13 protein-coding genes and 1 tRNA gene are annotated in these 14,370 nt (G+C 67.7%); 4 read left to right on the top strand and 10 right to left on the bottom strand.

Annotated features, from left to right (window positions below; translation table 11 throughout):
* Positions 1-144: 144 nt before the first annotated feature.
* Positions 145-951: an enoyl-CoA hydratase-related protein gene (locus tag ULB03_RS17595; RefSeq protein WP_322484411.1), complete on the top strand. Its 807-nt coding sequence runs from the start codon at positions 145-147 to the stop codon at positions 949-951.
* Here the strand turns inward: ULB03_RS17595 and ULB03_RS17590 are convergent.
* Together ULB03_RS17590 and ULB03_RS17585 are read right to left on the bottom strand one after the other, a co-directional pair.
* Entirely contained in the window at positions 926-1,894 is a 969-nt protein-coding gene (locus ULB03_RS17590) for a DUF1028 domain-containing protein (RefSeq protein ID WP_322484410.1), read from the bottom strand. The genes ULB03_RS17595 and ULB03_RS17590 overlap by 26 nt on opposite strands.
* Entirely contained in the window at positions 1,894-2,127 is a 234-nt protein-coding gene (locus ULB03_RS17585) for a hypothetical protein (protein ID WP_322484409.1), read from the bottom strand. The genes ULB03_RS17590 and ULB03_RS17585 overlap by 1 nt, the downstream gene beginning before the upstream one ends.
* A 438-nt stretch (positions 2,128-2,565) precedes the next feature.
* On the opposite strand from ULB03_RS17585, the gene ULB03_RS17580 reads away from it, so the two are divergent.
* Positions 2,566-3,474: a hypothetical protein gene (locus tag ULB03_RS17580; RefSeq protein WP_322484408.1), complete on the top strand. Its 909-nt coding sequence runs from the start codon at positions 2,566-2,568 to the stop codon at positions 3,472-3,474.
* 44 nt (positions 3,475-3,518) lie between these two features.
* On the opposite strand, the gene ULB03_RS17575 is transcribed toward ULB03_RS17580, so the two are convergent.
* The 7 genes from ULB03_RS17575 to ULB03_RS17545 all read right to left on the bottom strand — a co-directional run bounded on the left by ULB03_RS17575 (position 3,519) and on the right by ULB03_RS17545 (position 11,260).
* Positions 3,519-3,722, bottom strand: coding sequence for a hypothetical protein (locus ULB03_RS17575; RefSeq protein WP_322484407.1), 204 nt, complete (start codon positions 3,720-3,722; stop codon positions 3,519-3,521).
* Between the two features lie 25 nt (positions 3,723-3,747).
* The gene (locus ULB03_RS17570) at positions 3,748-4,155 is read right to left on the bottom strand and encodes an FMN-binding negative transcriptional regulator (protein ID WP_322484406.1); all 408 of its coding nucleotides are present in this window, start codon (positions 4,153-4,155) and stop codon (positions 3,748-3,750) included.
* Between the two features lie 132 nt (positions 4,156-4,287).
* Positions 4,288-4,845, bottom strand: a complete 558-nt coding sequence (locus tag ULB03_RS17565) for a GNAT family N-acetyltransferase (RefSeq protein ID WP_322484405.1) — start codon at positions 4,843-4,845, stop codon at positions 4,288-4,290.
* A 114-nt stretch (positions 4,846-4,959) separates the two neighbouring features.
* Positions 4,960-7,203, bottom strand: coding sequence for an EAL domain-containing response regulator (locus tag ULB03_RS17560; protein ID WP_322484404.1), 2,244 nt, complete (start codon positions 7,201-7,203; stop codon positions 4,960-4,962).
* Positions 7,203-8,909, bottom strand: coding sequence for an ATP-binding protein (locus ULB03_RS17555; RefSeq protein WP_322484403.1), 1,707 nt, complete (start codon positions 8,907-8,909; stop codon positions 7,203-7,205). Before ULB03_RS17555 ends, ULB03_RS17560 begins: the two co-directional genes overlap by 1 nt.
* Positions 8,910-9,366: 457 nt before the next feature.
* The gene (glnA, locus tag ULB03_RS17550; protein ID WP_322484402.1) at positions 9,367-10,776 is read right to left on the bottom strand and encodes a type I glutamate--ammonia ligase; all 1,410 of its coding nucleotides are present in this window, start codon (positions 10,774-10,776) and stop codon (positions 9,367-9,369) included.
* A 145-nt stretch (positions 10,777-10,921) separates the two neighbouring features.
* The gene (locus ULB03_RS17545) at positions 10,922-11,260 is read right to left on the bottom strand and encodes a P-II family nitrogen regulator (protein ID WP_004274165.1); all 339 of its coding nucleotides are present in this window, start codon (positions 11,258-11,260) and stop codon (positions 10,922-10,924) included.
* A gap of 487 nt (positions 11,261-11,747) precedes the next feature.
* Here ULB03_RS17545 and ULB03_RS17540 point away from each other — a divergent pair.
* Positions 11,748-11,823: transfer RNA gene (locus ULB03_RS17540), tRNA-His, on the top strand.
* Positions 11,824-11,919: 96 nt separating this feature from the next.
* Here the strand turns inward: ULB03_RS17540 and ULB03_RS17535 are convergent.
* Positions 11,920-12,582, bottom strand: a complete 663-nt coding sequence (locus tag ULB03_RS17535) for a glycine-rich domain-containing protein (RefSeq protein WP_322484401.1) — start codon at positions 12,580-12,582, stop codon at positions 11,920-11,922.
* A 125-nt stretch (positions 12,583-12,707) separates the two neighbouring features.
* Between ULB03_RS17535 and ULB03_RS17530 the strand changes: the two genes are divergently transcribed.
* Positions 12,708-14,366 (top strand): NAD(P)H-hydrate dehydratase, encoded by a 1,659-nt coding sequence (locus tag ULB03_RS17530; RefSeq protein ID WP_322484400.1) that lies wholly within the window; start codon positions 12,708-12,710, stop codon positions 14,364-14,366.
* The last annotated feature ends 4 nt before the right edge of the window (positions 14,367-14,370 follow it).

Here is a 14,370-nt window from a genome sequence, read left to right as displayed (position 1 = left end):
CGGGGTTGCTATCGACGGTATGTCCCGAGGGGGGATGATCCGGGCCATAGTCCTGGTTGACGGCAACTTGGCATAAGGCGTTGCCCGCGTCGGCCGGTTCCGGCCACTATGGCGCCCGTGTCCGGCTGCGGGGATGGATGACAGATGGATGAGGGGGTTGCCGGTTTCAGCCTGGCGGTGAACGAGGGCGTGGCCACCCTGACGGTCAACCGGCCGGGCAAGCATAACGCGCTGACGCTGGACATGTGGCTGGCCTTGCCCGAACTCATGGCCACGGTCGGTACCGATCCCGATGTGCGGGTGGTGGTCTTAACCGGCGCCGGCACCGAGGCCTTTTCCGCAGGCGCGGACATCGCGGAGTTCGGTCACGTTTTCAGCACGCCGGCCGGCACAGCCCGCTTCAATGCCGCAGTGCGCTCCGGGAACGTGGCCGTCGAGCGCTGTCCCAAGCCGACCATCGCCATGATCCATGGTCTATGTGTGGGGGGCGGGTGCGGGTTGGCGCTGCATTGCGACCTGCGCTTCGCCGGGGCCGGTGCCCGCTTCGGCATCACGCCGGCCAAACTGGGCTTCGTCTATCCGTTCGAGGACACGCGGCGGCTGGTTGACCACGTCGGGCCCGCCCGCGCCAAGGATCTGCTGTTCAGCGGTCGGTTGATCCGGGCGGAGGAGGCGCTGGCCATCGGCCTGGTGGACCGGGTGGTGGAGAACGCCGCGCTGGCGGATGCCGTGAACGAGTACGCGGCGACCCTGTGCGGGCTATCGCAATTCTCCATCCAGGCGGCCAAGCGCATCATTCAGGCCATCCAGGATGGCGCCACGGCCGTCACCGATTCCGGTGCCGCCACTTTCCTGGAGGAAGCCGCCCGCAACGTGGATTTCGAGGAGGGACGCCGGGCCTTTTTGGCCAAGCGCAGGCCCATCTTCACTTGGCGGGGCTGGGGGCGTTAGTCGCGTTAATCGGGGGCGCCAGGTCGTGATAGGCGGAATCGGCGGCCTCCTGCCGGCCCCACACCGGATTGGCCGCGACCATGCGCGCCAGATAGTCGCGCACGGCGGCGGTATCGCCCAGCATCAATGCCACCCGGGCGGCGCGGCGCCACACCCGGTCCCAGCCGTGGGCCAGTTGGGTCGCTTCGGCGAGGGCGTCCTGAGCCGCGGCCCTATCGCCCTTGCGGGCCGCCCTGTCGGCGCGGATCACCGCTTGCCAGGCATGGTGGCGCTCCACCAGGGCCCGCAGGTCGGGCAGGGGCTGGGCGCTGGCATCCACGCGGAAGTCCAAATCCACGGGGAAGCCGTCGGACGTCCGCACCACCAAGGCGGCAGACAGCTTGCCGATGCTTTGCCCACCCGCCGCCTGGCCAGCCTCCAACGCCGCCAGCAGCCTATCCTCCAACCCGCCGCGCGCCGCCTTGTAGGCATCCTCCATGGCCGTCAGCACGCCGGGGCCCGCCAAGCCGTTGCCCTGAACGGCATAACCCGGCCCTTGCCTGTCACCGGCGTAAGCGGACGCCATCACCTCGCGTCCGGTAAAGACGGCGGTGCGTCCCCGGGCGTCGACCAAGGCCACCTGGCGCGCTTCCACGCCCTCACCATCGAAATCACCATCTTCCCGCAGCAGGATGACCAGCGCATCGGCCGGGGTATGGCCGGCGGCCATTAGGGCCAGGCCCTTGGGTCCCATGGCTGGGTTGGTCTCGAACTGCGTGACGACGGCGCCGACGCCGGCTTGGGCGTAGTCCACGCTGGCACCCACCGCCAGGTTGTTGGTGGCGACGGCCGCGCCACAGCGGCCGTGGTCGCAGGCGATGATGGAGAAGGTTGCCCCTGCCGGCGCCGTCCCGGCCAACAGGCCAGCCAAGGCCAAGGGGGCTGACCACCACCGCATGGGCATCAACGCACCAGGAAGCAGGTGCGCCCCTGGCACCGAACATAAACCGCCAGGTCCTTCCCGTTCTGGCAGGTGATCTTGTAGACGATGTCGGGGTTGTTGCCGACGAAGCGCTGCACCGCCTCCACTTTGTTGGGCTTGCAACTGGCCTCCAGCGCCACCGATTTGGCCTCCGCCTCCGATTCCGCCGCCAGCGCGCCGCCGGCCGCGCCCGTCACCACACCAGCCAGTAACAAGGCGACCGCCCGCCTCGCAGGGCGGGAAAAGGCGTGGGGAAAGGTTCGCATCTGTCACTCGTCTTGGGGAGGGGGCCGCCCTGGGAATGGACGTCCTGTTTCTCGGTGTGATGGTACCATCGGCCATCAGTCGCCGTCACGTTGGCAGGGACCTGTGGTAGGGACCGGGCTGTCCCACCAATAGGGGTCGTGTTTATACGAAAGAGAGCGGCTCTTTTATTTCTTAGGAGGTAAGTTCCGGGGCAGACGTGGCGGCTTTAATCACAAATGTGATGAAAACTACCCACATTGCGTAAGGTAAAACTCACCTGAAATACATATGTCTACGGAGGAAGCCTATATTGACGGAAAAGTCATGCTCATGAGGAACTTAGGCTTGAGTAGCGCAAGCCGGGGCAGGCCGGCCGCGCGGCATATTTCCGAGGGGGCGTTATGGGCATGCAGACCACCCGTGGCTCAGGCCTGACATTGGACGAATACCGGCAGATGGAGGAGTCGCTGCTGGCCACAGCCAAGGGGCGCGACTTTTTCTACGAGGTCCAGCGCCGCGCTCGCTCAGTGGAAACCGATGAGCTTCGGCGTACCATCACCAGCATTCAACGCCTGATCGCGGCGTCCCGCAATGACGCGGCGTCCGCCAAGAACACGCTGGGCAACCCCGAAATCGCGTTTCTGAAGGCGGAGATGGAGGCCATGGCCAACACCATCCGTCTGGTGAAGCGTGAGATCGCCGCCATCAAGCCTAGCGATCCCAAGGCCGACCGCATCAGCGCCGCCACGTCCGAACTGGATGCCATTGTCACGGCGACGGAGGAAGCGACGAACCGCATCCTCACCACCGTGGAGCGCATGACCCACGCCTTGAGGCGTCTGCGTCCCGGGCGCGCGGTCGATGGGCAACTGCTGACGGCGCTGGAAAACGCCTGCATGGACGTGATGATGGCCTGTTCCTTCCAGGACATCTGCGGCCAACGCACCGCCAAGGTGGTGAATACCCTGAGTTATATCGAGGAGCGGGTGGGCGTGATCACCGGCCTGTGGCGTACCTTGCCGCAGGCCTCGACCACCCCGGCCATGCCGCCGGCCGACGCCCCGCGCGAGGTCCTGCTGCCCTACAAGCACGATGATGCCCGGCCGGATGCCCATCTGCTGCATGGTCCCGCGTTGCAGGCGCCGTCACAGACCACCATCGATGCCTTGTTCAGTGCCGTTTCGCCCGCGCAACCGGTGGCGACGCAGCCGGCTGCCTCGGTGAAAGATGTTGTCATCCCCAGCACCACCGGGCTGTCGTCCGACGCGTTGCGGACCCAACAGGAAATCGACGCGCTGTTCGAGGGCGCGCGCTGAGGATCGGCCCGGCGCGCCGGGCCTCAATGTCTACGGCGTCGAGTTCAGCCTGTGGCGCCCCCCGCCCGCACCAGGGCGGCGACCTCGGTGGCTGCATCCCGGCCCAAGCCATCTGCCACACCGTCCCGGTCGGCGGCCGGACGGTTCTGGCTCATCTTCCATTTGCCCTCCACGCTGGTGAGGGCCAGACGGAAGCCGACGATGCCACGCAACTGCGCCTGGATGAAGTCGGCGGGCGCGTCATCCACCGCCCACGGTGTGACGCGTCCCTCCTCATGGCCTTGGGTCAGTCGGGTGACCAGAATCCAGCAAGGCGTCCGCGTCCTGGAAAAAGGTGATGGGACCCCGGGCATGGATGGTGGCGTAGTTCCAGGTGGGAACCACCTTTTCCGTCTCCGCCTTGGTCGCGTACCAGGACGGGGTGATATAGGCATCCGGCCCCATGAAGATGGCCAAGGCCGGGCTACCCGCCGCCGTGTCCCGCCACTGCGGATTGGCCTTGGCGAAATGGCCGTACAGCGTGCCGTACGGCCCCTCATCCGCCTGCAGCAGCAAGGGCAGGGGGCTGGCATGGGGCGTCCCGTCCGCTGCCACCGTCACCACATTGGCCAGCCCGATGGCCGTCATGGCTTGGTGCAGCACGGGCAGCCGGTCTTCCTTGAAATGGGGCGGACGGTACATGGCAGATCGCTTTCGGTTGGACTGTCCAGAGTAAGAGGGGGCGTCCACTTTTCCTCGGACTGGTGGACGGACGATACTGCTGGTTTTCGCGCCCTGGTCCGCCCCTGGCGTGGGTCTGCCGCCTCCCGGCGATCAGGTTGCCGCCGGCACGGGCGGCAGTTCCTTGCGCATGGGGACGAATTCGATGGTCTGGCCGTTGGGCAGGGGATGGAAGACCCGCCCCGTGGGCAGGAAGCCCAGGGCGGTATAGAGCGGTACGCCCGGCAGGGTGCCCATCAACTCCAGCGCCTGGAAGCCGCCTGCCCGGGCTTCCGCCTCACAGGCCTCCAGCAGGGCGCGGCCGATGCCCTGGCGGGCCCGGTCGGGGTGGACGAAGAAGGCCCGGATGCGGGCGGGGTCGCGGGCCGGGTCCAGCATCTGGGAGGAACGGTCCGGGCGGGCGTCACCCCCGAACAGGGTCATCCGCCGGCTCCACCCACCGCAGCCGACGAACAGGCCGTCCGCTTCCTCCGCCACGAAATAGGTCTGGTCATGGATCAATTCGCTGTCGACGCCGAAGGCGCCCGCCAGCGCCCCCTCCACCACCTCCGGCGTGTAGTGTTCGCCGCTGAGGCCCCGGGCCGAAGCCTGGATCAGATCTTGGAGGGCCGCCCTGTCTTCCAGCCGAGCCTTGCGCAGTGTGTAGGCCATGTATTCCCCTGGCGCGCTATCCCGCGAACCCCTTGAAGATACATCAGGATCACCCCGTCTCCACTTCTGGAATCGTCGGCCCGCCGCCCTGCGGGGTCTTCGCGCCCGGGCCCCCTACGTCCGGGCCGCCGGCGCGTCCCGCTTCAACCACCAGGTCGCCAGGGCGTCGGCCGGCAGGGCGTGGCTGTAGAGGAAGCCTTGGGCCACGGGAACGCCCAGGGCCCGCAGGCGCGTGGCCTGTTCCTCCGTCTCCACACCCTCGGCCACCACCTTCGCGTCGATGACGGCCGCCACCTGGACGATGGCGCGCACCAGCATGTCGGACTTCGAGTCCTGATTCATGCCCTGGATGAAGCGGCGGTCCACCTTCACCGTCGTGGCGGGAAGGCGGTTCAGATAGCTCAGCGAGGAATAGCCAGTGCCGAAATCATCCAGCGCCACGCCGAAGCCCCGGTCGCGCAAGCCCTGGATATGGTCGAAGGCGCGCTGGTCGTCGCCGACGAAAACGGACTCGGTGATCTCCATCTCCAGACCATCGGCGGTGGTGTCCTGGGCCGCGAGCACACCATCGATGCCCTGCAGGAAATCCACCTGCTGTACCTGCAGGGCGCAGACGTTGACCGCCACCGGGATGTCCAGGCCCTCGGTCCGCCACAGGCGGCGCTGGCGGATGGCCATTTCCAGCACCATCAGGCCCATGGGCAGGATCAGGCCGCTGGCCTCCGCCAGATCCAGGAACTGCGCGGGCATCAGCAGGCCGTGCCGGGGCGATTGCCACCGCACCAACGCCTCCACCCCAACCGGCCGGCCGGTCAGGAGGTCCAGCTTGGGCTGGTAATGCAGCACCAGTTCGCGGTTACGCAGGGCGGCGCGGAATTCGGCCAGCAGCGCCAGCCCCGCGTTGTTGCGCCGCTCCAGTTCTGGATTGAAGGCGACCAACCGTCCCCGCGCCCGCAGCTTGGCGTCCTTCAGCGCCAGGGACGCCTGCTGCACCAACTGGTCGCCGCTGTCGCCGGTGTCGCCGGTGTTGATGGTGCAGCCGCTGGTGGCCGATAGGCTGGCATGGCGCCCGGCGACGTCGAAGCCGGCCTCGAACGCCATCTCCAGCTGCCGTTCCAGGGACGGCAGCGACAGCTCCACGTCTGGCGGCACCGGCAGGGCCAGGGCGAAACGGTCGCCACCGAACCGGCTGACGGCCACGGCGTCGGGGAAGGTGGTCACCAGACGGTGGCCCACGGCGCGCAGCAAGGCGTCCGCCACCTGAAAGCCCAGCCGCGCGTTGATGAAATGGAACTGGTCCAGGTCCAGCAGGATCACCATCAGGCCGCGCCCTGATCCGGCGGGGTTCCGCGCCGCCCGGTCCAGCGCGCTGATGAACCCGGCGCGGTTGGGCATGCCGGTCAACGGGTCGGTGAAGGCCACGGAGCGCAGATGCTCAAACAGGGTGGCGGTTTCGAACCCCAGCGCCACGTTGATGGTGAACAGGCGCAGGAGGTCGCGTTTCTGTTCATCCACCGGGATGGGGGTGGACATGTAGACGGCGGCCGGGTGCGCGCTGCCCGACTGCAGGTACAGGATATCCCCGTCCCGGCTTTTGAAGCCCTGGCGCCGCGAAAATGCCTCCAGCAAGGCGGACTCGATCTCGGCATTGCCCAGGGTGGCCAGGGGCTTGCGGATATGATCGGCGAATCGGCCAGCCGCCGCGACGATGACGGGGCCGTCCACCGTGCCCTGGGCGCACAACAGACCCTCCGGCTCCGTGCCCATCTGGGCCGCCAGTTGGATCAGCACCCCGGCGCTGAACTCGTTCAGGCTGCGCTCGCTGAACAGGTCGGCGGAGGCCTTGATCACCTGTTCCAGTCCCCGGCGGTGGCGGTCCAGCGCCACGATCTGCTCATACGAGCGCAACGCCGTGATGATGCTGGAGGCCAGACGGGTGACGGTCAGCTCCGTCTTGGCCTTGTAGTCATTGATGTCGTACTGGCGGATGACCTCCAGTTCCGGGGCATAGCCCGGCTGGCCGGTGCGCAGGACGATGCGCACCTGGTCATTGCGCAGGTCCTCCCGGATACGCCGCACCAGATCCAGACCGGCGTGTTCATCCTCCATGACCACGTCCAGCAGCACCACGGCGATGTCCGGGGTGTTGGATAGGTGATCGAACGCTTCCCAGGCGGAATAGCAGCTTTCCAGCGTCAGCGGCCGGCCCCGGAAATCCATGTCTTCCAGCGCCAGGCGCGTGGCCAGGTGAACCTGCTCGTCATCGTCGACCACCAGGATACGCCAGCCGGGGCCGCCCTGCCGCGTGTCGTCCCGGTCATCCTCGATGTGGATAAGGGCCTCGGCCGAATTCGTCATCAGCTTGATTCCTGGCCAAGGCCCAGCGTGTCCGGGCGGCCGGCGGGGCCGTCACTGGTCTGAGGCGCCACCAGCGGCAGGGTCAGGGTCACGCTGGTCCCCTGGCCGGGTGAGGCGGCGACGGCGATGGAGCCGCCCAGGATGCCGGTCACGATGTTGTAGACGATGTGCATGCCCAGGCCCGACCCTCCCTGACCCAATTTCGTCGTGAAGAACGGTTCGAAAAGACGCCGCCGCACATCTTCGCTCATCCCCGCGCCGTTGTCCTGCACGCGCAGGGTTACCTCGCGGGCGTTGCGGCTGGCCTCGATGCGCAGCATCTGGCCGGTTGCTTCCCGTTCCCGCGCCGAAACGGTGGTGTCGAAGGCATGCAGTTCCGCGTTCTGGATCAGGTTGGTCAGCACCTGGCCCAGCGGGCCGGGATAACTGTCGAGGTCGATGCCGTCGGGAATGCGGGTCTCCACGCGGAAGGTGGCGCGGCGCAGCATGGGGCCCAGGGTGGTCAGGGTGTCCGACACCATTTCCGCCAGGTCGAAGCGCCGGCGCTGTGAACTGGTGCGGTCCACCGCCACCTGTTTGAAATGCTGCACCAGGGTGGTGGCGCGGTCGAGATTCCGCTCCAGCAAATCGGTGCTGTCCCGGGCCACGCGGGCGAAGCGGTCCACCGTGCTCTGCCGCAATTGCCCGCCTTCGATGGCGGCCAGGAAGCGCTTGGTTTCCAAGGCCAGGGTGCTGCTGGCGCTGACCGCCACGCCCAGGGGGGAGTTGACCTCGTGCGCCACGCCGGCGACCAGGGCGCCCAGGGCGGCCAGCTTCTCCGACTCGACCAGCTGGTCCTGCAATTGGCGCAGGGTGGCCAGGTTGGTTTCCGCCTCGGTCTTGGCGGCCGACAGGGACTGCGCCTCATCGGTACGGTGGGCGATCAGGCGGTCGCGTTCCGCGCTCTTGTCCCGCAGCACGGCCAGCGCCTCGGCAAGGCCGGCGATTTCGTCCCGTCGGCTGCTCTGGGGCAGGGGATGGTCGTAGTGGCCCTGTGCGAAGGCGGCGGTGGCCCTGGTCATGGCCTGTATCGGGGCGGCGATGGCGCGGTTGGCCAGCACGGCCAGCAGGGTTCCCGCCGCCACGGCCAAGCCGATGCCCGCCCACAGCATCAGGCGCGTGGTTTCATAGATGGCATTGCCCTCGCGCGCGGTGGCCCGGCCTTGGTTCACGTTGAAGGCCAGGTCGCGCAGGATGGCGTCGGTCGCCTGGTTGTCCGCATCCCGCAGCGGCCCGTTATACAGGGCGATGGCCTCCGCCTTGTTATGCTCCCTCACCAGGTCCTTGAGCCGCTGCTCGTATTGCCGGCCGGCGGCCCAGGCTTGGTCGAAGGCGTACAGGTGCCGCTCATCCTCCGTATTCATGACGATGTACTGCTGATAATCGCGGCGCGCGATCTCCACATCCTGGCTGCGGTGGTCCAGTGTCTCCAGGTCCCTGTCCAGGGTGGACTCGTCGGAGAAGAGCAGCCGGGCCGCCGCCAGGCGGTGGCTTTTGATGGCGGAGATCATCTGGCCGTTCACGGCCGTGCTGGGCAGCCAATTGTCCCGGATGACGGTGGTCTTTTCATTCACGGCCGCCAGGCGGTTCATGGCGACCAGACCCGCCAGCACCACCCCCAAGGTCAACAGGCCGAAGGCCAGCAACAGGCGCAGCCGCACCGTCATCCCACCCGTTGTCCTGGATTGGGGTATTCGGGGTTGGGGCGACCCGGTCTGGGGTGTCCCGGTCTGGTGCGGTTGGGTCTGGTGCGTTTGGGCCTGGGGCGGGCCCGCCGGCGAAGACCCGGGCGGGACGGTCCTCTCCGCCGCTCCCATCTGCATCGACCCGGGACCGGGGGATTGTGCCATGAGCCATGCTTCCGCTTGTGACCCGCCCTAGCCGCCCTTCCGTGACGGGGGACGTCCAGGAAAGGCGTGACATCCCCTGAGATTAACGTTTGCCGGCGGCGGTGGACAGGGGCAGGGCGCTATCCTCCGGTACAGGGAGGGACGGGGCAAGGGGGCGAGAGAGGGGGCGACGGCCGGTCGCGGTCCCGCCGCCGCCATGTCCCAACAAAAGAAAAGGGCCGCCCCGAGGGACGGCCCTTTCCCGACAGGAGGCTTCCCGGGGGAAGCGATCCGATCAGACCGAGTAGTACATCTTGTATTCGATGGGGTGCGGCGAGGTTTCGAACGCCAGCACTTCTTCCATCTTCAGGTCGATGTAGCTGTTGATGAAGTCCTCGGTGAAGACATCGCCCTTCTTCAGGAAGGCGCTGTCGGCGGCCAGGGACTCCAGGGCCTCACGCAGCGAACGGCAGACGGTCGGCACTTCCTTCAGCTCTTCCGGCGGCAGGTCGTACAGGTTCTTGTCCATCGCGTCGCCGGGGTGGATCTTGTTCTGGATGCCGTCCAGACCAGCCATCAGCATGGCGGCGAAGGCCAGGTAGGGGTTCGCACCCGGGTCCGGGAAGCGGACCTCGACGCGCTTGCCCTTCGGGCTGTTCACGTACGGGATGCGGCAGGAAGCCGACCGGTTGCGCGAGGAGTAGGCCAGCAGCACCGGCGCCTCGTAGCCCGGGACCAGACGCTTGTAGCTGTTGGTCAGCGGGTTGGTGAAGGCGTTCAGGGCACGGGCGTGCTTAATGATGCCGCCGATGTAGTACAGGGCGGTTTCCGACAGGTCGGCGTAGCCCGAACCGGCGAACAGCGGCTTGCCATCCTTCCAGATGGACTGATGGCAGTGCATGCCCGAACCGTTGTCGCCGAACACCGGCTTCGGCATGAACGTGGCGGTCTTGCCGTAGGCGTGGGCGACGTTGTGCACCACGTACTTAAAGATCTGCATGGTGTCGGCCATGCTGACCAGGGTGCCGAACTTGATGCCCAGTTCGTGCTGCGACGCGGCCACTTCGTGGTGGTGCTTCTCGACCTCGACGCCCATGTCGGCCATCACGGTCACCATCTCGGCGCGCAGGTCCTGGCCGGCGTCGATCGGGGCGACCGGGAAGTAACCGCCCTTGACGGCCGGACGGTGACCCAGGTTGCCTTCCGGATAAGCCTTGCCGGAGGTGTACGGGCCTTCCTCGCTGTCGAACTCGTACATGACGCGGTTCATCGAGACTTCGAACTTCACGTCGTCGAACACGAAGAACTCAGCCTCGGGGCCGAAGTAGGCGGTGTCGCCGATGCCGGCGCTGGCCATGTACTTCTCGGCGGCCTTGGCGATGGAGCGCGGGTCGCGCTTGTAGGGCTGGCCGGTGGACGGCTCCAGCACGTCGCAGAACACGGTCAGCAGCGGCTGGGCGGCGAACGGGTCCAGGACGGCCGTGGCGGGGTCGGGCATCAGGATCATGTCCGACTCGTTGATGGCCTTCCAACCGGCGATCGACGACCCGTCGAACATCACGCCGTCGGTGAACATCTCCTCGTTCACGGTGCTGATGTGCTGGGCGGTGTGCTGCAGCTTGCCGCGCGGATCGGTGAAACGGAAGTCGACGTACTTGACGTCGTGCTCCTTAACCAGGTCGAAGAACTTCGCGATATCGGACATCTTGATGGGTTCCCTAAAGTTCTGGGAGGTGTTGGGTTACTACTGACAGGTTCTCATGGGCGGGAACATCGCTGCACCCCCATCCCATACTGTTCCGGCGCCCAGGGTTACTCCCATCCCGTGCCGCCGGCCCCAAACTCGCGCGTCAGACGGCGTCCGGCCCGCGCTCCCCGGTGCGGATGCGGATGACATCCTCGACCGGGGTGACGAAGATTTTGCCGTCGCCGATGCGCCCGGTGTGCGCCGCCTGCTGGATGGCCTCGATCGCGCGGTCGACCAACTGGTCGTCCATCACGATTTCGATCTTCACCTTGGGCAGGAAGTCCACGACATACTCGGCGCCCCGGTACAGCTCCGTATGGCCCTTCTGGCGGCCGAAGCCCTTGGCTTCGGTCACGGTGATGCCCTTGATGCCGACTTCGTGCAGCGCTTCCTTCACCTCGTCCAGCTTGAACGGTTTGATGATGGCTTCGATCTTTTTCATCGCTTACGGCCACGCCTTCGCTTCAAGGGCGGGGGACGGTGGGCGCCGCTGCCTGGGCTGGTGATCGACCCTTGGTCTCATCCCAGGGAAACGGTGCCGGGAACCCCCCACGATTTTCAATTCGCTGTCTGGTCGATACACAACACGGCTTGGGCGTTTCCCGCAACAGGCGTTCCGCCCCACCCGCGTGGTCCGACCGGACCGGCCCGATAGGATAGCACGCCCCATGCCAACCCGGCGGATGGGGCGGTGCCGGCCCTCCTGGCCGACCGTTGCTCATGCATGCACCGTTTCTATGCAAACGGCAGCACAAAAAATAGCCAATGGCCTGAAATTTACTCTTAACCCCTCCTGGCACCCCGATTTGCGGGGGTGCCGCTGCCTCGATTGCAGCCTATCCCGCAACGCGACCCCGGCATGTGAAGATTATTTTATCAGAACGCTTGACGGGGTGGGGGCAGGTGGTGCAGAAACCCGCCTCACGGCGGCGGTGGTAGCTCAGCTGGTAGAGCTCTCGGTTGTGGTCCGAGCGGTCGTGGGTTCGAGTCCCATCCATCGCCCCATTCTCCTTATAGTATATATAAGGACGGCAAAGGCGCCCTTCGGGGCGCCTTTTTGCGTTATGGCGGTGCGCTCGGCGGGAAGGCTCGCTTAAGGCCTCAATGGCCGCCGCAACTGCCGCTTCCGCAACCACCGTGGCCACCGCATCCGCCGTGGGCGTCCCCACCATGGCCAGCCCCATGCCCATGGCCGCCCCCGCAGGAACCGTGGGCTTGGCCGCTTCCGCTGTCCCAGCCGGTGGAAGACTCCGTCCTGCCCCCTTGGTCGCCCCGCGTCTTTTGCACCCAGGCGACGGCCAGGGGGCTGGGGGCTGGCCAAGCGCGCGGGTCGGGCACGCCGTAGCATGTCTCATAGGCCAGCCAGGTGCGGGCGTAGGCCTCGGCGCTGCCCGCGCCGACATGGTGGTGGATGAACCGCCCGGCCGCCGCCTGACAATAGTCGGCGTAAAGCGCGGTGCACAGCACCAGCTCATGCCAATAATCGTCCACCTGGCTATCCGGCGCCCCCAGGGGCCGCCCGGCGGCCCAGCCCGGTGGCGCCGCCATCAGGCCGAAGTAACGGCGGAATTCCCGTTCCCAGAAGGCGGCGGCGTTCGCGTCCAGGCCTTGACGTTGGCGGAAGCGCTCCGTGGCCAGCGACAGGTCGTGGGCGAACACCGCCCGCAGGCGTTTTTGTCGTTGGTGAAAAAGGCGGCCGCCCCAGGCGGCAATGGTGGCCCAACTGGCCAGGATCAACGTACCCGGTCCCCAAATGGTGGACATAAGCCCTCGACGGGTGGTTACGGACGGCGCCATTGTACCTGGACATCCCCGGCGCCGCCAGTGGCGCGTTGTCCTGCCGGCGCCGGGATCAACCCAAGGTCGCCCCGTCGCCGAGTGTCCGCTCCATGTCCCCGCGCGCCGCTTCCCCATTCCCGCCCGCTTCCGTGAACGCCCTGCTGTCCGTCGCCCGCATGCGGGCCGCCGATGCCGCCGCCATCGCCGGCGGGGTGCCCGGCATCACCTTGATGGAGCATGCGGGCCGGGCCGTGGCGGAGGCCGTCCTGTCCCATCCCCATGGCCGCCAGGGCGTGGCGCCGGTCGCCGTGCTGTGCGGGCCGGGCAACAACGGCGGCGATGGCTTCGTCGCGGCCCGCCACCTGGCGGCCGCCGGCTGGCCCGTGCGCCTGGCCCTGCTGGGCGATCTGGACCGGCTGGCCGGCGATGCCGCCCTGGCCGCGGCCGAGTGGGTGGGGGCCTGGGGGCGCGACTCCGTGCTGCCGGCCGGGCCGGACGTGTTGAAGGGGGCCGCCGTGGTGATCGACGCCCTGTTCGGCACGGGACTTTCACGGCCCCTGTCCGGCGCGGCGGCGGGGTTGGTGGTCGCGATCGCGACAGCGCGCCGGGACGGCGCCATGGTGGTGGCGGTGGACGTGCCCAGCGGCCTGGACGCGGACACAGGCCATCCGGTGGGCGGCCGTCCGATGGAGGAGGGGGGCATGGTCCAGGCCGACCTCACCGTCACCTTCTTTCGCAAAAAGCCCGGCCACCTGCTTCTGCCGGGCCGTGTCGCCTGCGGCACCACCCTGGTGGCGGATATCGGTATACCCGGGGGCGTGCTGGATGATCCGGCGGTGGCGAGCGACGTGTGGGAGAACGGGCCGGCCTTGTTCGCGGACGCCCTGCCGCGCCCCCGCGTCGACGATCACAAATACCGGCGGGGCCATGCCCTGGTCGTGGGCGGCGCGGTCATGACGGGCGCCGCCCGCCTGGCCGCGCGCGCGGCGCAACGGGTGGGGGCCGGCATGGTGACGGTTGCCAGCCCGCCGGCGGCCGAACTGGTCTACCGTCTTTCCAGTCCCAGCCAGATCGTGCGTCCAATGGCGGACGCGGCCGCCGCGGCGGAGATGGTGACGGACCCCCGTGTCGGCGCCGCCGTGTTCGGTCCCGGCGCCGGCACGGATGACGCGTCACAGGCCTTGCTGCGGGCCCTGGTGGCGGCGGCCGGGCGGCGGGGGCCCGACTTCGGCCTGGTGCTGGACGCCGATGTCTTCACCGCTTTCGCTGGTGCGGTGGATGCGCTTCGCCCCCATCTCGCCGGGCGTGCCGTCCTGACACCGCACGAGGGGGAATTCGCCCGGCTGTTCGGTGCCGGCCATCCGGTCCTGTCTTCTTCCGCGTCGGGGCCGGTGTCGGGGTCCATGTCGGGGGTGGACAAGCTGTCCCGCGCGCGGGCGGCGGCCCGCCATCTCGGCGCCGTCGTCCTGCTGAAGGGGGCGGACACCGTCATCGCCCATCCTGACGGCCGCGCGGTGATCGAGGCCGGCGGTCCGCCGACCTTGGCCACCGCGGGGTCGGGCGATGTGCTGGCGGGATTATGCGTCGGTCTGCTGGCGGGCGGCATGGACGCCTTCCGCGCCGCTTCGGCCGCCGCCTGGCTGCACGCGCGGGCGGCGGTCCGCTTCGGTCCCGGCCTGGTCGCGGAAGACTTGCCAGAGCAGGTGCCGGCCCTGTTGTCGGCGCTGACGCAGCCGGTGGAGGGCGTCGGCACAGGCGGGATCAAATAAAAAC

The sequence above is a fragment of the Nitrospirillum goiasense genome, from assembly GCF_034427435.1.
In the GTDB taxonomy this organism is placed as follows: domain Bacteria; phylum Pseudomonadota; class Alphaproteobacteria; order Azospirillales; family Azospirillaceae; genus Nitrospirillum.
The sequence above is the reverse complement of the archived record's forward strand: the minus strand, read 5'-3'. Positions and strand labels throughout refer to the sequence as shown.

Excerpts from the sequence above, each read along its gene's own strand:
- ULB03_RS17580 (WP_322484408.1), top strand. The coding sequence starts at position 2,566 with ATGCAGACCACCCGTGGCTCAGGCCTGACATTGGACGAATACCGGCAG.
- ULB03_RS17560 (WP_322484404.1), bottom strand. The coding sequence starts at position 7,203 with ATGACGAATTCGGCCGAGGCCCTTATCCACATCGAGGATGACCGGGAC.
- ULB03_RS17535 (WP_322484401.1), bottom strand. The coding sequence starts at position 12,582 with ATGTCCACCATTTGGGGACCGGGTACGTTGATCCTGGCCAGTTGGGCC.
- ULB03_RS17545 (WP_004274165.1), bottom strand. The coding sequence starts at position 11,260 with ATGAAAAAGATCGAAGCCATCATCAAACCGTTCAAGCTGGACGAGGTG.
- ULB03_RS17595 (WP_322484411.1), top strand. The coding sequence starts at position 145 with ATGGATGAGGGGGTTGCCGGTTTCAGCCTGGCGGTGAACGAGGGCGTG.
- glnA (WP_322484402.1), bottom strand. The coding sequence starts at position 10,776 with ATGTCCGATATCGCGAAGTTCTTCGACCTGGTTAAGGAGCACGACGTC.
- ULB03_RS17555 (WP_322484403.1), bottom strand. The coding sequence starts at position 8,909 with ATGACGGTGCGGCTGCGCCTGTTGCTGGCCTTCGGCCTGTTGACCTTG.
- ULB03_RS17530 (WP_322484400.1), top strand. The coding sequence starts at position 12,708 with ATGTCCCCGCGCGCCGCTTCCCCATTCCCGCCCGCTTCCGTGAACGCC.
- ULB03_RS17565 (WP_322484405.1), bottom strand. The coding sequence starts at position 4,845 with ATGGCCTACACACTGCGCAAGGCTCGGCTGGAAGACAGGGCGGCCCTC.
- ULB03_RS17590 (WP_322484410.1), bottom strand. The coding sequence starts at position 1,894 with ATGCCCATGCGGTGGTGGTCAGCCCCCTTGGCCTTGGCTGGCCTGTTG.
- ULB03_RS17570 (WP_322484406.1), bottom strand. The coding sequence starts at position 4,155 with ATGTACCGTCCGCCCCATTTCAAGGAAGACCGGCTGCCCGTGCTGCAC.